This window comes from Meiothermus sp. (assembly GCF_026004075.1).
GTDB lineage: Bacteria > Deinococcota > Deinococci > Deinococcales > Thermaceae > Meiothermus.
Genome location: NZ_BPIK01000002.1, coordinates 721,081 through 741,503, shown reverse-complemented (window position 1 = coordinate 741,503; position 20,423 = coordinate 721,081). Strand labels below are relative to the sequence as shown.

Annotated in this window: 23 protein-coding genes and 2 pseudogenes; 7 read left to right on the top strand and 18 right to left on the bottom strand. The window is 66.4% G+C overall.

All coding sequences use genetic code 11. The annotated features are described in order from the left end of the window. Nucleotides 1-434 precede the first annotated feature (434 nt). Both mqnC and Q0X18_RS16135 read right to left on the bottom strand, forming a co-directional pair. The gene (gene mqnC / locus Q0X18_RS16140; protein ID WP_297563989.1) at nucleotides 435-1,568 is read right to left on the bottom strand and encodes a cyclic dehypoxanthinyl futalosine synthase; all 1,134 of its coding nucleotides are present in this window, start codon (nucleotides 1,566-1,568) and stop codon (nucleotides 435-437) included. A 287-nt stretch (nucleotides 1,569-1,855) separates the two neighbouring features. After that, nucleotides 1,856-2,180: pseudogene (locus tag Q0X18_RS16135) on the bottom strand (IS701 family transposase); the annotation flags it as partial. A gap of 173 nt (nucleotides 2,181-2,353) precedes the next feature. Here Q0X18_RS16135 and Q0X18_RS16130 point away from each other — a divergent pair. Further along, nucleotides 2,354-2,662 carry a hypothetical protein gene (locus Q0X18_RS16130; protein WP_297563988.1) on the top strand — a complete coding sequence of 103 codons (309 nt, stop codon included), beginning with the start codon at nucleotides 2,354-2,356 and terminating at the stop codon, nucleotides 2,660-2,662. Between the two features lie 162 nt (nucleotides 2,663-2,824). On the opposite strand, the gene Q0X18_RS16125 is transcribed toward Q0X18_RS16130, so the two are convergent. The 9 genes from Q0X18_RS16125 to Q0X18_RS16085 form a co-directional block, all read right to left on the bottom strand. Next, nucleotides 2,825-3,394, bottom strand: a complete 570-nt coding sequence (locus Q0X18_RS16125; RefSeq protein WP_297563987.1) for a TQO small subunit DoxD — start codon at nucleotides 3,392-3,394, stop codon at nucleotides 2,825-2,827. Nucleotides 3,395-4,286: 892 nt separating this feature from the next. Further along, nucleotides 4,287-6,674: a copper-translocating P-type ATPase gene (locus Q0X18_RS16120; protein ID WP_027887974.1), complete on the bottom strand. Its 2,388-nt coding sequence runs from the start codon at nucleotides 6,672-6,674 to the stop codon at nucleotides 4,287-4,289. A gap of 143 nt (nucleotides 6,675-6,817) precedes the next feature. Next, entirely contained in the window at nucleotides 6,818-7,003 is a 186-nt protein-coding gene (locus Q0X18_RS16115; RefSeq protein WP_027887975.1) for a hypothetical protein, read from the bottom strand. 3 nt (nucleotides 7,004-7,006) lie between these two features. Then, a complete protein-coding gene (locus tag Q0X18_RS16110) occupies nucleotides 7,007-7,192 on the bottom strand; it encodes a hypothetical protein (protein ID WP_013156687.1) in 186 nt (61 codons plus the stop codon). 135 nt (nucleotides 7,193-7,327) lie between these two features. Next, nucleotides 7,328-7,972 (bottom strand): hypothetical protein, encoded by a 645-nt coding sequence (locus tag Q0X18_RS16105; RefSeq protein WP_013156688.1) that lies wholly within the window; start codon nucleotides 7,970-7,972, stop codon nucleotides 7,328-7,330. A 13-nt stretch (nucleotides 7,973-7,985) separates the two neighbouring features. Continuing rightward, a complete protein-coding gene (locus Q0X18_RS16100; RefSeq protein ID WP_013156689.1) occupies nucleotides 7,986-8,222 on the bottom strand; it encodes an SHOCT domain-containing protein in 237 nt (78 codons plus the stop codon). Between the two features lie 125 nt (nucleotides 8,223-8,347). Beyond that, the gene (locus tag Q0X18_RS16095) at nucleotides 8,348-8,755 is read right to left on the bottom strand and encodes a DUF302 domain-containing protein (protein WP_013156690.1); all 408 of its coding nucleotides are present in this window, start codon (nucleotides 8,753-8,755) and stop codon (nucleotides 8,348-8,350) included. Between the two features lie 10 nt (nucleotides 8,756-8,765). Further along, nucleotides 8,766-10,277, bottom strand: a complete 1,512-nt coding sequence (locus Q0X18_RS16090) for a multicopper oxidase family protein (protein ID WP_297563986.1) — start codon at nucleotides 10,275-10,277, stop codon at nucleotides 8,766-8,768. 89 nt (nucleotides 10,278-10,366) lie between these two features. Beyond that, entirely contained in the window at nucleotides 10,367-10,747 is a 381-nt protein-coding gene (locus Q0X18_RS16085; RefSeq protein ID WP_206074950.1) for a four-helix bundle copper-binding protein, read from the bottom strand. A gap of 242 nt (nucleotides 10,748-10,989) precedes the next feature. On the opposite strand from Q0X18_RS16085, the gene Q0X18_RS16080 reads away from it, so the two are divergent. Then, nucleotides 10,990-11,421: a DUF411 domain-containing protein gene (locus Q0X18_RS16080; protein WP_297563985.1), complete on the top strand. Its 432-nt coding sequence runs from the start codon at nucleotides 10,990-10,992 to the stop codon at nucleotides 11,419-11,421. Nucleotides 11,422-11,473: 52 nt separating this feature from the next. Here Q0X18_RS16080 and Q0X18_RS16075 read toward each other — a convergent pair whose 3' ends face one another. From Q0X18_RS16075 to Q0X18_RS16065, 3 genes are read right to left on the bottom strand one after another with little or no spacing between them, the layout of a single operon-like run. After that, complete coding sequence (locus Q0X18_RS16075) at nucleotides 11,474-12,559, bottom strand: cell wall metabolism sensor histidine kinase WalK (protein WP_297563984.1); 1,086 nt, start codon at nucleotides 12,557-12,559, stop codon at nucleotides 11,474-11,476. Further along, complete coding sequence (locus Q0X18_RS16070) at nucleotides 12,559-13,224, bottom strand: response regulator transcription factor (RefSeq protein ID WP_027887981.1); 666 nt, start codon at nucleotides 13,222-13,224, stop codon at nucleotides 12,559-12,561. Before Q0X18_RS16070 ends, Q0X18_RS16075 begins: the two co-directional genes overlap by 1 nt. Nucleotides 13,225-13,268: 44 nt before the next feature. After that, a complete protein-coding gene (locus tag Q0X18_RS16065) occupies nucleotides 13,269-13,829 on the bottom strand; it encodes a DUF3105 domain-containing protein (protein WP_297563983.1) in 561 nt (186 codons plus the stop codon). Nucleotides 13,830-13,927: 98 nt separating this feature from the next. Here Q0X18_RS16065 and Q0X18_RS16060 point away from each other — a divergent pair, with 98 nt between their 5' ends. From Q0X18_RS16060 to Q0X18_RS16045, 4 genes are all read left to right on the top strand, one after another. Beyond that, nucleotides 13,928-14,506, top strand: a complete 579-nt coding sequence (locus Q0X18_RS16060; protein WP_027887990.1) for a transposase family protein — start codon at nucleotides 13,928-13,930, stop codon at nucleotides 14,504-14,506. Nucleotides 14,507-14,532: 26 nt separating this feature from the next. Beyond that, the gene (locus Q0X18_RS16055; RefSeq protein ID WP_036197009.1) at nucleotides 14,533-15,051 is read left to right on the top strand and encodes a hypothetical protein; all 519 of its coding nucleotides are present in this window, start codon (nucleotides 14,533-14,535) and stop codon (nucleotides 15,049-15,051) included. Beyond that, nucleotides 15,044-15,406, top strand: coding sequence for an EVE domain-containing protein (locus Q0X18_RS16050; RefSeq protein WP_051349823.1), 363 nt, complete (start codon nucleotides 15,044-15,046; stop codon nucleotides 15,404-15,406). The genes Q0X18_RS16055 and Q0X18_RS16050 overlap by 8 nt, the downstream gene beginning before the upstream one ends. A gap of 106 nt (nucleotides 15,407-15,512) precedes the next feature. Next, nucleotides 15,513-16,319: an IS5 family transposase gene (locus Q0X18_RS16045; RefSeq protein WP_119342530.1), complete on the top strand. Its 807-nt coding sequence runs from the start codon at nucleotides 15,513-15,515 to the stop codon at nucleotides 16,317-16,319. 235 nt (nucleotides 16,320-16,554) lie between these two features. Here Q0X18_RS16045 and Q0X18_RS16040 read toward each other — a convergent pair whose 3' ends face one another. The 4 genes and pseudogenes from Q0X18_RS16040 to Q0X18_RS16025 form a co-directional block, all read right to left on the bottom strand. Next, a complete protein-coding gene (locus tag Q0X18_RS16040; protein WP_297564018.1) occupies nucleotides 16,555-16,977 on the bottom strand; it encodes a hypothetical protein in 423 nt (140 codons plus the stop codon). A 230-nt stretch (nucleotides 16,978-17,207) separates the two neighbouring features. Next, nucleotides 17,208-18,198: pseudogene (locus Q0X18_RS16035) on the bottom strand (transposase). Between the two features lie 231 nt (nucleotides 18,199-18,429). Then, entirely contained in the window at nucleotides 18,430-18,846 is a 417-nt protein-coding gene (locus Q0X18_RS16030; RefSeq protein WP_051349824.1) for an antitoxin Xre/MbcA/ParS toxin-binding domain-containing protein, read from the bottom strand. 272 nt (nucleotides 18,847-19,118) lie between these two features. Continuing rightward, the gene (locus Q0X18_RS16025) at nucleotides 19,119-19,967 is read right to left on the bottom strand and encodes a hypothetical protein (protein ID WP_027887994.1); all 849 of its coding nucleotides are present in this window, start codon (nucleotides 19,965-19,967) and stop codon (nucleotides 19,119-19,121) included. Between the two features lie 233 nt (nucleotides 19,968-20,200). Between Q0X18_RS16025 and Q0X18_RS16020 the strand changes: the two genes are divergently transcribed. Further along, nucleotides 20,201-20,410 carry a hypothetical protein gene (locus Q0X18_RS16020; protein WP_027887995.1) on the top strand — a complete coding sequence of 70 codons (210 nt, stop codon included), beginning with the start codon at nucleotides 20,201-20,203 and terminating at the stop codon, nucleotides 20,408-20,410. Nucleotides 20,411-20,423 lie beyond the last annotated feature (13 nt).

Below are 20,423 nucleotides of genomic sequence, written 5' to 3'. Positions count from 1 at the left end.
TCCTCGAGGGTCTGGTAAAGGATAACATCGGTTTGCCGGCGCTCTTGACCACCTGGCTCACCACCCTGGGCTACACCTTCCTCACGGTATACGCGGCTTACTGGAGCTTCAGACGTGAGGACGCGGTATTCAGAAACTGATTGTGCTTCACGCCGCAGTGCCACGTGTGTCCCACAGAGCATAAGCTGCTATGCGGGCTATTTGAGAAAAGCGTTCAGAGGGCCTTTAATGGCTTTTTTCATTACAGTGCTCTTCACAGACGTGGCCGCCCATCCCGGCGGCCACTGTTCTATTCAGGACGTCCCCGATGGCTCAAAAAATGTGAAGAGCGCTCTATGGTGCCCCCGGAACGTTTGATGCCATCTTTACTAGGGTATCCCTGCCTTCTCCCCTCAGGGAAGAAGGCAAGGGTTTATGTGGATTTGGTATAGCGGCTAGGCCAATGGCAAGGCGACGGCAGGCTTCTCGCTCAGAATAGCCTGTACATCGGGGTACTGCTTGATGTTGTAGAAAGGGTCGCGCTCGGCAGGTGTAAAGCCTGCATCGGCAATGTGGCGCACAATCTGCCGCACGGTGGCGTGGGTGCGGTTGTGGCCCCCGGCAGCGCTCACTACATTTTCTTCCAGCATGGTGGAGCCGAAGTCGTTGGCCCCGTAGTAGAGCGCCGCCTGGGCGACTTTGAAACCCATGCTGGGCCAACTGGCTTGTAGGTTGGGAATGTTGTCCAGTGCGATGCGGGCGACGGCAAGCTGTTGCAGGTACTCGTGGGCGGTGGCCCCTGGGGCCTTGCCTTTCAGGCGGGTGTGCTCGGTTTGCAGGGTCCACATGGCAAAAGCCGCGAAGCCATGCCCGTACTCGCGCAGGGCTTTTTCCTGCTGCTCACGAATCTGGAGCAGGTGGGCAATGCGCTCTTGGTAGGTCTCACCAAAGCCAATCACCATGGTGGCTATGGTGTACAGGCCCAGGCTCTGGGCGGTATCCAGGATGCGAAACCAGTCGCTGCTCTTGATGCGGGCCGGGGCGGCCTTGGCCCGCACCTCATCTACCAGAATCTCACCGCCGGCGCCCGGCAGGCCGTCCAGGCCGGCCTCCTTCAGCTCGATTAGCAATTCCCGGCAGTCGCGTCCGGTAATTTTTTCCAGCCCCAGGATTTCCTCGGGGCTAAAAGCGTCAATGCGCACCTCGGGGTAGTGTTGCTTGAGGTAGCGGAGCAGGTCGAGATACCACTCGAATGGCAGGTCGGGGTTCACGCCTCCTTGCATCAAAATGCGCCTTCCCCCAATTTGCATGAGCTCTTCTATCTTGCGCCCGATTTCCTCGAAGGAAAGCACGTAGGCGTCGCCCTGCCGCTTGGTGCGATAAAAAGCGCAAAAGTTACAGGCCACATTGCAGATGTTGGTGTAGTTGATGTTGCGGTCAATCAGGTAGGTGACTACCTGGGGGTTGCCGCGTTTGAGCCGAAGTTCGTGGGCGACGGCGGCTACCTCGGGCAAGGGAAGCTCGTAGAGTTCGCGTAGTTCGTCGGCCGAAAGTCGTTCGCCTGCTGCAGCGCGGCTCAAAACGTCCATGAAGCCATTGTACCGATTGGGGTTTACCAGAAAAGTAGGACAAACGACCCCAAAGGTTTTTCAAGGATGTAACACCACCTTTCACCATACATTAGTACACCGTTGTATAAACACCTATACACCTCCATTTTTTCCATGTGGGATGGTCTCCGGGCCCCCTCCCTACCACGTAGGGAGGGTGGGGGAGGGTATACGGCCAGGCCCTGCATCAGCAGGCTGCGTGAAGGTGCAGGTCGGCAACCCCACCTAACCTCCCCTACAGCGTAGCAACTGTATTGAAACTGGACTTACGCGGCCTCCACCTGCCCCGATAACAGAGGGGTCAAATCAAGGCTCAGCTTACCTGCGATCAGTCGCCGTCGGCATTGGTAGAAACTCAACTTCAGCTGCTTCCGCCGACGCTCGATGAGCCCATAGGCCACCAACCCCAAGGCCAGATGGGCCAGTGCCCATGCCCCGTCCACCCCGGAAAATCTCCTCCATCGCTTGCCGCAACCGGTAAACCTCCCTCATCCCCACGCCCCACCATCCCTCCCGGTTCGTTCCGTAAAACCTCCCCCCTTGCTTGAGCACCCCCACGGCAAAGGGCAGGCCCCGCACCCTCCCCGCCCTGCGCCGGGTCTCGCCGGAGTTCGTGTGCACCGTCGAGGGCCCCCGACCGCCCCGAGTTCGAGCTGGGCACCCTGCAGGGCCTGAAGGTACTCAAGCGCACCCGCGGCGGCTTCATCACCGAACTCGAGGTCCGCACCAGCACCGGCCGCTGCTGGGTGGGCCGCGAGTCCAACGTGCGCAACCTTATCCGCCCCGACAAGCGCTACACCGGCGACCCCGACGTCATGCTCGAGCGCTTCAACGGCGTGCTGAGCCCCAACTTCCCCGTCCTCCCCAGCGCCGCCTTCGCCTGGGAAGAAGAGCGCGAGGGGAACAACCTCCAACGCCTGACCTTTTGGGGTGGCGGCTACGTCTACGGCGTCGACATGAGCCAGTACAGCGCCCTCGGCCTCGCCAAGGCCGGCAAGGCCCACCGGGAGATCCTCGAGCACTTCTACTCCGGGGCAGCGCTGACGGTGTTGAGCCCGGGAAGCAAGCGGTAAGTGAAGCGCTTTCAGCCGTCAACCGTCAGCCTGTGGCTCGTGGTTGCCCCCTTGTTAAAGGGAGTGACAAAGCGTCTGGCGTCTTGCGTACGACGTACGACCCCCACCAGCAAAAACCCCACGGAATCACCGTGGGGTTAGGAGGGAGAGCCTGCTAAGCTCCTACGACGTTGCCTCCGCCTTTCTCCTGAAGATCACGCCCAGCCGGGGCAGGACGAAGTAGTCGAGGCCCAGATAGCCCGCGGTGCGCCAGGCGAGGACGAGCCAGGTGGCTACGATGAACATCCAGGGGTTCGAGCTCACGGTGCCCGCCAGCAGGAAGGCCGCGTTCATCAGGCCGGCGAAGAAGGCTGCGAAGCCGGTGAAGAGCCCGACGATGAGCGCGATGCCCACCAGGATCTCGCCGAAGGTGACCAGATAGCTGAAGAGCACCTTGTTGGGCAGGGCCACGTTCTGGATGAACCAAGCGTACCAGCCCGTTACGTCGGGGTGCTCACCGGTGGTCTTGCTTAGAGCCCGCTCGAGGAAGCCACCCACTGCCGCCCCTGCCTTATCCCCGACCCAAACCCCAGCCGGGTTGGTGAGCTTGCCCCAGCCCGCCTCGAGCCACTGCCAGCCTAGGTAAATCCTCAGGACGAGCCAGATGGGCGAGAGCCGCGCATCCGCGAAGAGGAACTTCGTGATGTTGGGCTCGGGGATTTGCACGTTAGTGTTGATTCTTGTTGCTGCCATACCTACCTCCTTCTCCTTCATAATCCACAGTACTGTGTAGGTCATAGCAGCAGTAGGTATATTCGTACCCAAGCAAATGTCCCTACCGGGGCTCATCCGCGCGGGATAGAAAACAAGCAGTCCAAGAACAAGGCTCACCAGTTGAGCAGGACGCGGATGCAGAGGAGGATGGCAGCAAAAACCCTCCATCCCCGTCGCCTCACCGTGGCGAGGCGAGTTGTGAGCTTTGCGCTCGTAGTGCACGACCAGGGCCCGGTAGCTGTCCATCCAGGCCCGCAGGCCCTCGACCTGGTAACACCCTTTGCCGGCCGGGTGAAGCGTGGGTTTAGGGCCGCGGCAGCCATGTTTGTACCGGCCTTCGGGAACCGAGGCCCGGAGCTTGCGGCGCAGGGGCATAGAGTCGAAGGCTTTGTCCATCGCCGGCACGCAGAGGCACCTTGGAGGCTTGCCCCCAGCGCGGTTTGGCTCTCGTGGGTACTGGCCGGGTACCCCTCCACCGCTGCCCTCGGCCCCCATCATCGCGGTGCAGCCTTTACCCTGGTGGCCCCGCTCGCCCCCCTTTTGACCTGGAGGTGACTGCCATTCAGGCTCCCCTGGCTGCGCTCCAGCTTCCCCGCCGCCCACGGCTTACTCAGTATCGGCTGCCACCGGCGCTCCCATAATCCTTCTCTCGCCCAGCGGTCATGCCGGTAGTGGCAGATGCTCCCGGCTGCACAGCCCTCAACCCACGCCCCTTGGCGGGTTGGGGTGGCAGCAACGGCGCGATCACCGCCCACTGTTCATCGCTCGGTCGAGTGTCATCTCCTCGCCTAACTTACAGCTACGCCCCATTCTTGGACTACTTGTTCGAATCATCTCCCCTACCTCCGTGCAAGATAGTGGGGGACTTGTGTTAAGCCCGTGTAAAGCGCTGCCGCGACCCCACCCCCAGCAGCAGCGCGTTCACCGTCACGATCACGGTGGAAGCGCTCATCAGCAGCGCTGCCCACTCCGGCCGCAACAGGATACCGTAGCTGTTGTAGAGCGCGCCCGCCGCGACGGGGATGGCCAGCACGTTGTAGATGGCTGCCCAGAAGAGGTTCTGCTTGATCTTGCCGCGTACCTTGCGGGCCAGTTGAATGGCCTTGGCGACATCGGCGGGGTCATTCCTTACCAGCACCACGTCGGCGGTCTCTACGGCCACGTCGGTGCCGGCCCCGATGGCGATGCCTACGTCGGCCTCGGCCAGGGCGGGGGCGTCGTTGACCCCGTCGCCGACCATGGCCACCTTGCGCCCCTGGGCCTGGAGCTCTTTCACCTTAGCCGCCTTGTCCTCGGGTAAGACCTCGGCGATTACCGTGTCTATGCCCAGCCGGCGGGCCACGGCCTCGGCAGTGCGGCGGTTGTCGCCGGTGAGCATCACGGTCTGGATACCCATGCGGTGCAGCGCCTGCACCGCCTTGCGGGCGGACTCGCGGATCACGTCGGCCACCGCGACCACCCCTGCGGGCTGGCCGTCCACCGCCACGTACATGGCGGTCTTGCCCTCGGCGGCCAGCCGGGACACCCGTTCTTCCAATTGGCCCACCTCGACGCCTTCCCGGTCCATGAGCCTCCGGTTGCCGATGAGCACCCTGCGCCCCTTAACCTGGGCCACCACACCGTGCCCGGGGACAGAATCGAAGGCGTCGGGGGGTTGCACGCCCACGCCACGCTCCTCGGCCGCCCGCACGATGGCCTCGGCCAGGGGGTGCTGCGAGGGCTGGTCGGCGGAGGCAGCGAGGGCCAGCAGCTCTTCGGGGGTGAAGGGGGCGATGGGCTCGAGGTCGGTTACCGCGGGCTTGCCCTCGGTGAGGGTGCCGGTCTTGTCGAAGACCACCGTGTCGATGGCGGCGGTGGCCTCGAGCGCGGTCGCGTTCTTGAACAGTACGCCCTCCCGGGCCGCCACCCCCACCCCCACGGTGATCGCGGTCGGCGTCGCCAGGGCCAGCGCGTCGGGGCAGGCGATCACCACCGCCGAGACCGCCACGGTGAGGGCGAAGACCAGCCCCTGTCCTCCCAGGAAGTACCAGAAGAGGAAGGTGAGCACGCCCGAGCCCAGCGCGATGAACACCAGGTACTTCCCGGCCAGGTCGGCCAGGCGCTGGGCCGGGGCTTTGGAAGCCTGAGCGTTTTGCACCATCTGCACGATGCGCGCAAGGGCCGTATCGGCCCCCACGGCGGTGGCCCGGAAGGTGAAGGCCCCGTTTTGGTTGAGGGTTCCCCCGATGACTTTGGCCCCCTCGGATTTGAGCACGGGGATGGGCTCGCCGGTGATCATGGATTCGTCCACGTAGCTCTGGCCCGAGACCACTACCCCATCCACCGGGATCTTCTCACCCGGCTTGACCACCACCTCGTCGCCCACCACCACTTCCTCGAGCGGGATCTCTACTTCTTGCCCCCCGCGTCGGACCCGGGCCGTCGCGGGGGCCAGCTTGAGCAGGGCCTCCACCGCTCGCCCGGTGGCGAAGCGCGAGCGCATCTCGAGCCAGTGCCCCGCCAGGCTGAAGGTGGTAAGCATCGCGGCCGCCTCGTAGAACACCTCGCCCTTGAAGAGGAAAGTGGCCCCCAGCGAGTAGGTGTAGGAGACCAAGATGCCCGTGGCGATCAGGGTCATCATGTTGGCCTCGCCCCGCCGCAGGGCCCGCCAGGCCGCGCTAATGAAGGGCCAGCCGCCCCACCACACCACCGGGGTCGCCAGCAGGAAGCCCCACAGCCCCATCGAGAGGCCGAAGGGCGGCATGTCGGGGAAGCCCAGCGCCCCGCCGATGGGCGAGAAGATCACGACGGGCAGGGTCAGCAGCAGCGACACCACGAAGCGCCGCAGCATGTCGTTCACCATCGCGGCCCCGTGCCCGGCGTGCTCGTCGTGCCCCTCGTGGCCCGCGTGCTCCTGGTGCCGCACGGCGGCGTGGTCGTGGGCTGGGGCCGGGGCCGGACGGGCGGCGTGGCCGTGGTGGGCGTGGTCGTGGCCCTCCGAGCCCACGCTGGGGTGCCCGGGCTGGGCCTCGGAGGGGGCGCAGTCGGCGCAGTCGCAGGCGTAGCCCCTTTGCTCGATCTCGGCCTCGAGCCGCTGGGCGCTCGTCACCGCGGGGTCGTAGGCGAGGTGGGCGACGCCCCGGGTGCGGTCGAGGTGGACCTGCTGAACGCCTTCCAGCCGGGCGAACTGCCGCTCGAGGTCGGCGTACTCCGAGCCGTCGTGGCAATTCCTGAGGGCAACCTCGAGGACCGCCGTGGTTTGATGCGCCCTATGTTCCATCGTTACCCTCCGGGTGGCAGCCAGTTTAGGCGCCGTATATCCCTCCCCAGGTGGGGGGGGAATGTGAAATCAGGATAGTTTGAACCATGCAAAAGGTCAATCCCCTCCGAAGTTTCCCGCGAATAAAGAGGCAGGGACGTTAGTCAGGGCTTCAAGGCTTCAGGCATCGCGGTGAGTAGCTTTTCCTTGCGCCCATAAGAAGACCGCAGAAAGACCAGCGTGGCATTAGTCCATTCCTGCACGGCAGCGAGCTCCGTGTCGTCGGGCCGCTTGCGATGGGGGTAGGCCCCGTACTCCACGTACATGCTGAAGCGCTCGGCCACGGCCACCCCTCACTTCGCTCGGCGAAACCACGCCTCGAGCGCCAGCACCTTGTCCAGATCGAAGCGGACGGCGAAAGGCAGGAGGAAGGTGGGCTTGCCGCAACTGCCGCCCAGCCCCACCATCGGGAAACCGGCGAGGCTGGGGGTCTGGTACATGCGCGCGCAGCGCTCGAGGAAGGCCGCGCGGTCGCGCACTTTGTCTTTGCCAGCTTTGAGGCTGGCAACGTACTAACCCAGCGAAAGTTCGGTGAATTCCATGGCTTATCCTCGGAGGACAATCCTAACTTCTCCCCTTCGATCAAACAAAGCCCGGATCGGTATGCACCGTTGCTACTCTCCCAGGAAAATCCCGTGCCAGGTGTGCACCCAGACCTCACCAGTGTAGGCGCTCACCGAGAGCATCCCCTCGACCGCTTTGCGGCCAAAATCAAAGGTGTAATAACCGCTGAAAGCCTGACCCTCCATGACTGTGGCTCCCGGCAAGTAGCCCTTGAGAAATTGCCTGGCCAGTTTTTGCGCGGCAGCCTTGTCGTAGCGCGTGGCTGTAGGCTGGCCCTGCATCATGCCATAGCCCATACCCAAGCGGGTGTTCCACATCATGTTGGGGCCGGGCTCGAGATAGACGTTGCCGGTATAGCGGTCGGCCAGGATCTCTACCAGGCCGTTGCCCTTGGCATCGACTACCTGGGCGTAGTAGTTCTCGCTGAAGCTCATGAAATCCTTAAGCTTGGCCTCGGAGCTAAAGCGTTGAGCGAAGGACTCGAGCCGAGCCCTGGCTTCGGCTGGGGGGATGGGCTGAGCCTGGGCGGGATGAAAGCTCATCATGCCCATACCTCCGCCCATCATCCCACCCATCATTCCCGGGCCGTACCCATAGCCCTGCATCATGCCCGGATTGCCCCACATGCCCTGGGTAAGGGCTAACCCCAGCACGGCCAGGCCTACGATCGCTAGCCAGAACTGTCCGCGTTTCACAACGCACCTCCTCTTACTCGTTCAGGTCGCGCTTCATGCGCTCGAAAGTATCCTTGTCGATCTCGCCTTTGGCATAACGTTCCCGCAGAATCTCCAGGGCGCGGTCCCGCCCCTCCCTCGATGGACGGGAGAGGGCCCGCACCAGCAGGTAGATCAGCAGCACTAGGACGGCTAATTGGGCCAGCAGGCCCAGCCAACCCCAGCCGCCCATCATGCCGTAGCCGTAAGAACACCAAGGACACCAACCCATCACAGTCCCCTCCTTCTAACCCCGAACTTCGAGCACCCCCATCATCCCCCGGTCCTCTGCCAGCAGGACAATCCACAGCGCCAGCCGAACTTTGCGCATCTGCCTCGGCTTACTCCGGCTCGACTCTAGGGGGCCTCCTCTAGAGTTTGCAGAGCACGGCTCAAACGGACACGGGCCTCTTGGGCCAAGGGCTCGAGCTGTCGCCGGGTGGCTTCTTCAGTTAAGCTAAACATTGCCTCGGGGTCGAGGATGCTGACCTCAACCTCCCCCTCGAGCTGGCGTAGCACCACGTTGCAGGGCAGCAACAGCCCGATGTCACGGTCTGTATCTAGGGCCTGCCGGGCCAGGTTGGGGTTGCAGGCTCCCAGGATCAGGTACGGCTCGTACTCCAGGCCCAGCTTCTCCTTCAGGGTCTTTTGTACGTCAATCTCACTCAGAATGCCAAAGCCCTGGGCTTTCAGCGCTTCCACAGCTCGGGTCCTGACCTCGATCAAGTCACCCGACAAAATGGTTTTCATCGCGTAGTTCGACACATTTACCTCCTCATCCCTTCACCTGCAAGATCCCCATCATCCCCCGGTCCTCGTGCTCGACGAGGTGGCAGTGGTAGACGGTGACCCCGCTGAAGTCGCGCAGGGGCACCGCGATCCGTACGGTCTCGTTCTTGCGCAGGTTCACGGTGTCCTTCCAGGCCCGGTAGGGCGCCGGCTTGCCGCCCCGCGAGAGCACCTGGAAGGGATAGGTGTGCAGGTGGAAGGGGTGATCCATGTCGGTTTTGTTAACCAGCTCCCAGACCTCGAGGCTTCCCAATTGGGCCCGCACATCTACCCGGGCCGGGTCGAACATTTGGCCGTTGATAAAGAATTCAGCTTGCATCATTCGCTCGCCTAGCTCGAAGCGGCGGGTAGCGGTAGCCCTGGCGGGCTCGAGGCGTTCGACGGGGGCCAGCGAGGCCGGCAGCGGCAGGGGCTTGGGGCTGGCCGGGGCCACCACGGTGAGCAGGGTCTCGAGGCGGGTGGCCCCCATGCCCATCATGGAGCCCATCATCCCCGTGTCGCCCATGCCCCCCATGCCGCCGTGGTCCATCATCCCCATCCCTTGGCCCATCCCCTGGCCCATGCCCTGGTCGCCCATCATGCCGTTCATGCCGCCGTGCATCATCATCGCGCCACGGTTGTAGGGGAGGGCCTGCAGCCGATAGCTGCCGGGCCGGATCAGGCGCACGAGCACCTCGGCCCGTTCGCCGGGGGCCAGCAGGAGTTCGGGGAGCTCGACAGGCTTCTCGAGGAAGCCGCCGTCGGTGGCGATGAGGTAGAGGGGATGGTTTTCCAGCGCCAGCCGGTAGTAGCGGGCGTTGCTGGCGTTCAAGAGCCGCAGGCGCAGGGTGGCCTTCTGAGCACGCAGGGTCGGGCGCACGGCGGCGTTGACGGTGAGCAGGTTGCCCTCCCGGCCGTTCATCCAGTCCATGTGGGTCCAGGCCGGGATCCGGTTGCCGGAGAACAGCCAGTCTTTGAGCACCAGGAGGTGTTCCTCGGCCCCCTTCAACTCGGGCAGGGCATCGAGCGGCCCTTCCACCACCAGCAGGCCCGCCAGCCCCGCGTAGAGCTGTGGGGCCACCCGGCCGTGGACGTGGGGGTGGTACCAGTAAGTCCCCGCTGAGCCCTTAGGGACGGTGAACTCGTACAGGCGGCTCTCGCCGGGCTGGACCAGGGCCAGCGGGTCGTCCACGCTCGGGGGCACGTGCAAGCCGTGCAGGTGCAGGTTGGTGGCCTCGGGGAGGTTGTTGGTGAAGTTGAGCCGCACCGTCTCGCCCTCGCGCAGGCGCAGGGTAGGGCCGGGGAAGCCACCGTAGGTCAGCAGTTGGACGGGTTTGCCGCCCATGGTGAGATTGCTTTGTCGAGCAGCAATCTGCGCCTCTACCACGCCGCCCGCCCGGCGCACCTCGAGCGTGCGGGGCTGGGGAAAGGACGCCTGGGCGAGGGCGGTAAGCCTCGAGAGCGCGTAGCTGCCCGCCAGGCCCAGGGCTCCGTACTTCAACAGTTCGCGTCGGTTCATAACGCCTCCTGCTTTAGCCTGCGCGTGGAGTGTTAAGCCTGTGCAAAGGGCAACCCCCGGCCGTGGCCGGGGGCTCGAGGGGGCGGGCATCAGGCGGCCTGGGCCATGCGGCGGCACTCCTGGGCGCAGCGGCGGCAGGCGTCGGCACAGGCCCTCATCGCGCCGTCGGGGTCATCGATGGCCTCGCAGCTCTGGGCGCACGCCTCGCAGACCTCGGCACAGGCCCGGCAGACCTGGGCGTGGAGCCGCGAGCCCCGCAGCATGAAGTCCTTGGCCGTCTCGCAAATCTGTACACAGTCCATCATAATGGTCATGTGGGCGGGCTCGACGTGCTGGCCGCCGTGCTGCAGGCAGTGTTGAACGGTGGTGAGGCATACGTCGTGGCACTCCCCGCAGGCCTCGATGCAAGCCTGCATGGCGGGGCTCATGCCGGTGGTGCCGTGGGTGTGGTGCTGGCTGCTGTGCTGCATGGCTGGACCTCCTGAAATTCGGCCTTTCGGCCCTGATCCGGCTGGCAATTCCGGACGACGAGAGGCAGAGTTAAAGCTCGAGCCGGCGGGTCGAAGGAGGTTCAACTTTAGCCCCCCCGCCTGAAGTTGCCTTGAGTGCCGGCTGAAACTACCGGGTTTACAAAGGCTTAACACCAAGGCATTAGCCTCTGTCGGAGAGGAAGCTTATGACCCATCAACCCGACCGAAGACGAGCGCTGAAGATGCTCGGCGGCCTCGCCCTGGGCCTGGCCGGCGGAGCCCTGGCGCAGCAGGGGAGTGCCCTGAAGGGCCTCGAGGCCACCCTCTACAAGTCGCCCACCTGCGGCTGCTGCGGGGAGTACGTGAAGTTCCTCCAGGCGCAGGGCGCCCTGGTGAAGGTGGTGCTGCAGGACGACCTCAGCCCCCTCAAGCGCCGCTACGGGATCCCGCCCGAGGCCCAGAGCTGCCACACCATGCGCGTCGCGGGCTACACGGTGGAGGGGCACGTCCCGCTGGCCGCCCTCCAGAAGCTGCTGCGCGAGCGACCCAGGATCGACGGGATCGCCCTGCCGGGCATGCCCTCGGGCACGCCGGGGATGCCCGGCCCCAAGACCCAGCCCTACCGGGTGCTGGCCCTCGTCAAAGGGCGGCTCGAGCCCTTCGTGACGCTTTAGGGCGCCCCTTCCCACCGGATCAGGCGCAGCGCGAGGAAGAGCGCGACAGGGCTCAGGACCGGGCTGGCGGCAGCGTGAACCAGAAGGTGCTGCCGCGCCCGACCTCGCTCTCGAGGCCCATCGTTCCCCCCATAGCCTCGACCAGGCCCTTGGCGATGGTCAGGCCTACCCCGCTTCCGCCGTCCTGCCGGCTGCGGGCTGAGTCCACGCGGTAGAAGCGCTCAAAGACCCGCGCCTGGTGCTCAGGGGGTATGCCCGGGCCGGTGTCGTGCACGCTGAAGCACACCCCGCTCGGTGCCGGCTCGGCCTTCAGCCCCACCTCCCCGCCGGGCGGGGTGTGGCGCAGGGCGTTGGCGAGCAGGTTGGAGAGCACCTGCTGCAGGCGCTCGGGATCGCCCCACACCGCCGGCAGCGGCCCACAGGGCTCGAGCCGCAGGGCCACCCCCTGTTCCGCGAACACCAGCTCGAAGCGTTCGGCCGCCCGCCTCAGGGCCGCGGCGGGGTCGAGCGCCTGCGGGCGAATCTCCACCGCTCTCGCCTCGACCCTCGAGACCAGCGACAAATCCTCGACCAGGCGACGCATGGCCCGCACCTCGTGGCTGATGCGCCCGGCGGCCTGCTCGGGCGGTAGCACCCCGTCGGCCAGGGCCTCGGCGTAGCCCTGCAGCCCGGCCAGGGGCGTGCGCAGCTCGTGGGCGACGGAGCCGATGAGCTCGACGCGGCTCTGCTCGACCCTCTCCAGCGCCTCGGCCATGCGGTTGAAGTCCTGGGCGAGAGAGGCCAGCTCGTCGCGGCCGTGCACCGGCAGGCGGTCGTGGTAGTGCCCCTGCGCGATGCTACGGCTGCCATGGGCCAGCAGCCGCACCCCCTGGCTGACCCGCCTCGAGACCACCCAGGCCGTGCCCGCCGCCAGCAGCCCGGCCAGCGGCAGCGAGGCCAGCCAGGCGGCGGTGAGGGTCGAGCGCAGGCCGCGCTCGAGGTCGGCGTGCAGCTCGTGGCCCTGCGGCCCGATGGCCGCCACCATCTGCTCGATGTGGCTCTGGTAAAAGCGCGGGGCCAGCCACTCCGCGAAGCCCAGCAAGGCCACCAGCGCCACCAGCGCCGCCAGCAGGTGGGTCAGGAACAGCCGCGTGAACATTATTCCTCCCGGAAGCGGTAGCCCACCCCGCGCACCGTCTCGATGTAGCGGGGGTTGTCGCTGTCCTCGCCCAGCTTCCGGCGCAGGCCCGCGATGTGCACGTCCACCACGCGATCTACGCCGGGGAAGTCCCCGCCCCACACCCGCTCGAGCAGCCGCGCCCGGCTCCACACCAGCCCGGGGTGCTGGGCCAGGGTGAGCAGCAGGTCGAACTCCAGCCGCGACAGCGGTAGGGGAGCCCCGTTCAGCAGGGCTACGCGCTCGGCGGGCTTGAGGGTGAGGGCCCCGAAGGCGAGTTCGTCGCGCAGCCCCCGGCGTCGCAACAGCGCCCGCACCCGTGCCACTACCTCGCGCGGGCTGAAAGGCTTGGTCACGTAGTCGTCGGCGCCGAGATCGAGGCCCTCGATGCGCTCCTCCTCCTCGCCCTTGGCGGTGAGCATCAGGACGGGGAGGTCGGGGTAGTCCCGCCGCGCCTCCCGGGCCACCTCGAGCCCGCCCACCTTCGGCAGCATCAGGTCCAGGATCAGCAGGTCGGCCGCGCCCAGCCGGGCCAGCGCCTCGGCCCCGTCGCGCGCCTCCACCACCTCGTGCCCCTCCTGGCGCAGGTAGGCCCCCAGCACCTCGTGGATGGAAGGGTCGTCATCGACCAGCAGCACTCGAGCCATACTCACCCCCAGCTTACGCATGCCGTGCGGCCGGTGACCAAGAGCTAGTGACGTAAGGCGGCAGCCGCGGCGGCGTCCCAGCGCTCCAGCCGCAGCAGCTTGGTCCAGGCGGTGAGCTCGACGGTCTGGCCCAGACCCGCCTTGGGCACCACCACCAGCCCGTCCCACTGGCCCCGGTAGCGGCTGGCCCAGGCCCGCAGGGTCTTGAGCACTTCCTCCCCGGGCTGGTCGTAGTAGATCACGACGTTGCCGTGCTCGAGCGCGTGCACCAGCTTTTCCCGGGGCTCGCCGCGGGTGTAGAAGCCCGGCTCACTCCAGTTGTACCAGTGCGTCCCCGAGGTGGGCGGGTCGGTGGCGTAGCTCAGCGAGGCGCCGATGTTGGCGTGGCTGCGCCCGTAGTCCGGGTGGTTCTGCACCTGCGTGAGGGCCGGCTTGCCCTCCTCGATGAGGCTCTCGAGGCTGGGCACCCCCTGCTGGCCCTGCCAGCGCAGGAAGCCCCAGACCGCCACCGCCAGCACGAGAACGCCGCCGATGACCCAGGGCCAGGGGCTGGGCTTGGGCTTGGACGAATACTTCAAGGCCTGTTTCCGTGCGCTCTTTCCCATAGACCCTACCAAGCTACCGCATTCGGGGTGAGGGCAATTGGGATTTCAGGTTGACTTCCAGACTTGACCGTTATTCAGGGTTGAGGCTAGATAGAGGCATGAACTTACGCGAAGCCTTAGCCTCATTGGACGATCCACGCTACCAGAACCGGCGCTATCCGCTGTGGGGGGTGGTGGCATTGGTGCTGGTGGCCTTTGTGTGCCGGGTGGACTCCCTGCGGGGTGTGGCCCGCTTTGCCCAAGCCAATCCCTTCCTGTGTAAGCCCCTGGGCTTGCGCAAGGCCCCAGGACGCAGCTCAATCGCCCAGCTCATCCGCCGCTTGGACCCGCAAGCGCTGGGTTCAGCCCTGCAACAGGTCTTTCCCGAACTCCCCCTTCCCGCCTCTTTCCCTACCTCTACCGCTACTACCTCTGCCCTGGTCGCGGATGGCAAGGTCTTGCGGGGGAGTGCTAAAGGCGAGAGCCCGGTGGTGCGGGTGGTGGAGCTGTGGTGTGAGCAAGCCCGCCACAGCCTGGCCCAGGCCCAAGTCGGTGGGCGGGAGGATGAGGCCTTGCTGGGTCTGCTGGAGCGCATGGGGCTGGAGGGTTTAGCCGGTCGGGTGGTGGTGGCCGACGCGGGCTTCCTCTACCCCCGGGTGGCCGAAGCCATCCGGGCTAAGGGGGGGATTACCTGCTGAGCCTGAGAGCCAACCAAGCCCGGGCGTTGGAGGCGGTAGAGTGGCTGTTCGCTTGCCTGGACGAGCATCCCCTGCCCGGGGAAAGCATCGTCCAGTGGGAAGAACTCCGTGACGGGGAGGTGTGGCGCTACCGGGCCTCGGCCTCCCCCCATCTCCCCCCCTGGCTGGACTTCCCTTTTGCCCGGCAGGCCGTGCGCCTGGAGCGCTGGGTGTGGCATAAGCGCAGCAAGCAGCAGCGCTACAGCGTGCACTACGCCCTGAGTAGCCTCAGACCCGAGGCGGCGGGGGCCAGGCGTCTGGGCGAACTCATGCGCCAACGCTGGGGCGTGGAGAACCGGAACTTCTGGGTACGCGACGTGCTCTTACGCGAGGACCATGCCCAGGCCCGTGGCGCCCTGGCCTTCAACCTTTGTGCCCTGCGGGCTTTCGTGCTGAACTGCCTCAACTACCGCAAGGTCCAGGCTAAAAAAGCCGCCCTGGAAGCCTTCTCCTTCAACCCCCTCTCCGCTTTGAGGTTCCTGGGGTTGCATACAAAAGATGTATAGCGGTCAAGTCTGGCTTGACCCCCCCACGACGAGCGAGGCCGGCCCTGTTGCCGTGGTAGAGCCCACCCGGGAGGGGGCCACCGCCCTCAAGGTCGGCCACGCCGACCGCGACCGCGCCACCTGGATCTTCCAGGCCAACCCCGCCCTCTACGACATCCATCGCTCGCTCAAGCTCGAGGCCCGCGAGTGGTGGGGCTGTCTCCAGCACACCGGCCGGATCAGGGCCGGGGACCGCGTCCTCATCTGGATATCCGGCCCACGGGCGGGGATCTACGCGGTGGGCGAGCTCGAGACCGGGCCCAGCCTGCGGCCCGACTCGCCAGTCGGGCTCCGGCCAGGGGCGGCGTCCCGGTAGGGGATCGTTTACCTTCCTCCTCCTCCCGTCCTCAAAAAAAGGGGGGGTAACCCTAGAATCTACAAACCACCTTACCCAAATCAGGCACTGCAGTTATGTTTAGAGCATGAACCGCCGTGCTTACCCATCGGACGTCCGTGATGAGGAATGGGCTCTGGTGCTGCCCTATTTGACCCTCGCCCCGCTGGAAGCACCCCAGCGCAAGTACGACCTGCGCGAAGTGTTCAACGCCCTGCGCTGGATGGTTCGAACCGGTGCTCAGTGGGACTACCTGCCCCACGACTTCCCACCCCCCCATATCGTTCAGGCGCAAGCCTACCGCTGGATGAACCGGGGGGTCTTCGAAGACCTGGTACACGACCTGCGCATGACCCTGCGAATGCTCCAGGGCAAAGCCGCCCATCCCAGCGCTGCCATCTACGATGCTCGCACCCTACAGTCCACCCCGCAAAGTGGGGAGCGGGCCGGATACGATGGGTACAAACGACGCAAGGGAAGCAAAGTTCACCTGGCGGTAGATACCCTGGGGCATCTGCTGGCCCTGGTAGTAACGGCGGCCAGTGAACAGGAACGGGCCCAGGTGGGAGCCCTCAGTCAACAGGTGCAGGAAGTGACGGGGGAGCAGGTGGAAGTGGCCTTTGTGGATCAGGGTTACACTGGGGAGGAAGCGGCACAAGCGGCAGAGGCGGAAGGCATCGCCCTGTGTGTGGTCAAGGTGGAAGGGGCCAAACGAGGATTCGTGCTGCTGCCGAAGCGTTGGGTGGTGGAACGTTCGTTTGCCTGGACATCCCGGTTTCGCAGGCTGGCGCGAGACTATGAGCGGCTGGCTGAGACCTTGCGAGGTTGGCACTGGTTGGCTTTTTCGATTCTGATGACAGCGAAAACTGTGGAGCTTTTACGAACAGCTAGTTAGCAGGCTCTAGAAGTAAATCTAGGCCCTGGCCTAGATTTCAACCTAGACCAACCCCCCACCTCTCCAGCAGGACCACCGGCCAAGGGGTCGGCCATCCACCAGGCGGCATTGGCACGATTCGCAGTCCAGGACGCGCGAAGGGCTGGTCAAGCCGTGGTGCGGTACTTGATTATTTGGGATAGATGCAAATCCAAAACAGGTAGGGCCCGGCCACCCCGCCGCCCCTGTGCGGCGCTCAGGCCTTCTCGGGGGCCGCCGCCCCGCCCTCGAGGCCCGCGCGGTGGGCGGTCCGGGTGTACTCCCCGGTGCGCAGGTTGAAGTCGAGCACCGGCGTCGGGCGCCTCGCCAGGATGTCGCGCACCGCCTGGTCGAGGTCGGGGCACAGCCGGATGCGCCCCAAGGCGTAGGCCTCGACCGCCATGCGGAACACCGGGGGGCGCTCCTGGACCAGGGTGCGCTCGACGAGGTGCTTGGCCACGCCCACCACCGGGAAGTGGGCGGGGTTGGCGACGGCCTCGCCCAGGTGCGAGCCGTGAACGGTGGCGATGACCTTGACCCCCTTGCCTGCGATGATCTCGACGGTCTTGGAGTCCTCGACCCAGCCCAGCTCGTCGACCACCACCACCTGGGCGGAGTGGTTGGCCACCGCCTCCAGCATCTTCTGCGGCTGCTCCTTGGGGTCGGGCACCGCCATGCGGCTGGCGCGGGCCAGGACCGGGTGGGGCCGCCAGCATCACCCCGCGCCCGGCCCGCACCGAGAGGAGCAGCGCGCGACCCTCCTGCTGTCTGCCTACAAACCTCATGGCCACCCCTTCTACTGCATTACAAGAAATGTTCGCAGAAAGTCGATCCCTTCAGGGTTCATAACTGCTGATTTATTTACTGGACTTACGCGGCCTCCACCTGCACCGGTAACAGAGGGCTCAAATCCAGGCTCAGCTTACCTGCGATGAGTCTCCGTCGGCATTGGTAGAAACTCGACTTCAGCCGCTCTCGCTGACACTCGATGAGCCCATAGGCCACCAGTCCCAAAGCCAGATGCCCCAAGACTTTGGCCCGGCGCCAGTGCCGGTGCCCCTTCCACCCTAGCTCCTGCTGCAATCCCCGGAAGATCTCCTCAATCCCCTGCCACAACCGGTACACCTCCACCGTCCTCTTTCCCTCCGAGTCCACACCGGAACTGGCATAAAACCCCCTCCCTCGACGCACCACCTGCACCGTAAAAGAAAGTCCCTTCAGATGGCCCACCTTCACCCAGTAGGCCCCTCCATGCCGCCGCAACTGGATACCCTCCAGCAATCGGTTAGCCCTGAGTCTCGTCACGAAACACCAGCCCTGAGCATGGAGCCACTCCAGCACTTCCTTTGCCGCGTACCAGGCGTCGAACAGCACCCCCTCCGGCTCAGACCCCTCCTCCCGGGCCCACTCCAAAAGGGACAAGGCCAGGTCTAGCTTGCTTTCCTCCCCATCGGCAAAGTAGGGCAGGAAGGCCAGGGGGACCCGACGCCAACCCCTGGCGTCGACCCAGGCCAGGACCACCAGGCTGAAGCCGTAGGGGTATAGGGGTAGGCCCCCTCCTTGGGGCTCCTCAGGCGTTTGAGGCCGAGCTGGCCTGAGCGGTAGCGGGGGATAAGGACATCGTCGATGAGGAGATGAGGAGGTAGCCCCCCTTCGGGCCCCCCAGGGTACGGCAGAGAGGGAGGCAGAGGCTAAAGAAGTAGGGCAGAGGGTAGTCCAGGGCGCGGTAGAGGGTGTCGTGGTTGCAGCCTTGGGCTTCAGCCATGGCCAGGGCAGAGGTGTTGATGGGGCTTTGGGCTAAGGCTTCTAGCGCGCGGAGGACCGAGGTTGGTATCCTATCTTCGGAACCTCTCCGTGACATGAAGGCCCATTTTATCTGGTGATCCCTAGGGTGCGTAAGTCCAGACATTTACCATCTTTGCTGCTTCGGGGAGGGACACGAACGGTTTGGCTATGAGTGGCAGTTTACGCAGGGTCGCGCTCCCGGGCTAGTTGCGCGATCGTCACGCGTTTGTGCGCCAAGCGCCACCGCTTTATGGCCAGGCCCGGGCGCCGGCGGAAGGTGCCGGCGGGGCGCTTCCCCCTCCGCCGCTCACTGCACCACGCCGTGCTCCAGCCCGCCCAGCAGGTTCACCACCGCCCGCGCCCCGGCCGGGGTGTCGGCGTACTCGAGCGGAACCCGCCCCCCCAGCGCCAGGTTGGGCTGCCTGAGCCACCCTACCGCGGCTTCAGGGTCCCCGAACGTCGACAGCGCCTGGGCCACCACCGCCGCCACCCGGTAGAGCCGCTCGCCCTCGAGGCGGTTCAGCCGCCCGGCCCTGCGGCGGCGGGCCAGGGTGGAAGGAGGGATCTGGGTGAGGATCCCCAGCTCACGGTCGCTGCAGCGCAGCAGGCGCTTGAGGGCGTCCCAGGCCGAAACGGGTAGCCCCTCCCGCAGGTAGCGCACACGGTCGTCGGCGCTGCCCGGGGGCAGGCCGAGTAGGGCAAGGGGCTCGGGTCCTGGGAACATGGCCGCCTCCAGGAACCACTATACAGCGACATCCCCCTCGTCCTGGAGGGCTTGCCCCTACCCACGGGCCTCGGCTTTCCGTACCGGACCCACACTTTCGACCGAGGTTTGGGGTCGGGGTGCCGGGGGGGTGCCGTCCTGCCGGCCGAGGCCGAGCTGGGCAGGCCCCTGCGGCCCGGCGAGGGGGTGCACTACCGGGAGGGGGCCCTCGACCGGGGGGACCACCCCGAGGCCTGCCCCTCCCGGCGGCACCACGGCGGCGGGCCGGCCGGTCAACCCGGCCCGCCCAGCCCCTCAGCCCGCAGCACCACCTCCGGCAGCCCCTCGAGGCTCCGCAGCCCCCACCGCATGGCGGGGCGCCAGCGCAGCTCGAGGACGGGCCGGTGGTCGGGGCCGGCCCACCGGCCGTGCCAGAAGCCCCGGCCCACGAGGGGCCCGCGCTCGTGCGGCCGCAGCCGTTTGCGCTTGCGCCGGGTCAGGCCACGCGGCTCCTCCTCCTGAACCCGGCGCAGCGCCCCGCCCAGGCGGCCCCCTACCTCCCACAGCCGCAGCCCCTCCCCGCCCGGCGGGGCCGGCGCCTCCGCCGCGTCCCCGGGCGCGGCCACCCGGTAGAGCAGCAGGCTGAGGGCGGCCCCGGCGGCGTCGGCCTCCCAGGGATCGAAATCGATGTCCGCCGCCGAAAGGTCCGGGGCGAGCGAGGCCACGAAGCTCAGGTACGCCCTCCTCAGCGCCTCCGCGCGGTAGGGCCTCACGGCCGCCTCGGCCTCGCCGTCCAGGGGGAAGGCCTGCAGCTCGAGGTCCCCCCAGTCGCTCAGGTCGTGCAGCAGCCACAGGGTGCCGGCCTCGAGGCGGGCGAAGAAGCCGTGGGCCAGGCCCAGGCCGGTGGGGCGGGGCCTGGGGAAGGCCACGTACAGCGAGGGCTCGGGCAGCCGCGCCAGCAGCGCCAGCGGGACCGTGCCCTCGAAGCACGAGCCCTGCAGGTGCTCATAGGCGTCGGGGTCGAAGCGGTAGACCGTCTGGGAGAGCGCCCAGCCCTCCAGCAGGGCGGCCTCGAGCGGGCCCGGGCCGCCGGGGCGGCGGAGGGCCTCGAGGCGGAGCAGGGGGCGGAGCTCCGGCGGCATCCGCCTCCAGGATACCCGGCCTCTGCCACGGGCCGGCAACAGAAGGGCCCGGGCGCAGGGCACCCAAGGGAATCTCTGGCTGCGCCCGGGCTTGTCCCGCTTCGGAACCCCGCCAGTCTAGCGCACGGGGGCACCCGGGAGCCGCGCACCCGCCACACCGCTGCACGGGCTGCCCGGCCCGGCGCCGGGCTCGGCCGCTAGCCGCCCGCGGGAGCGCGGGTTAGGATGGGGCCATGCCCTCCCCCAAGCGCCTGCGCGAGTTCTCCTACGAGGAGCTGATGGCCCTCATGGGCGAGGCGATCAAGACCCCCCAGGCCGCCGACGAGCTGCTGAAAGCCATGGAGGAGGAGCCTGGCTTGCTCGACCGTTTCGAGGGCGTGCAGTGGCTCGACCTAAGCCAGGTGTACGGCGACCTGATCCACCGCCGCGACCAGCGGTGCTGACCCCGCCCGCCTC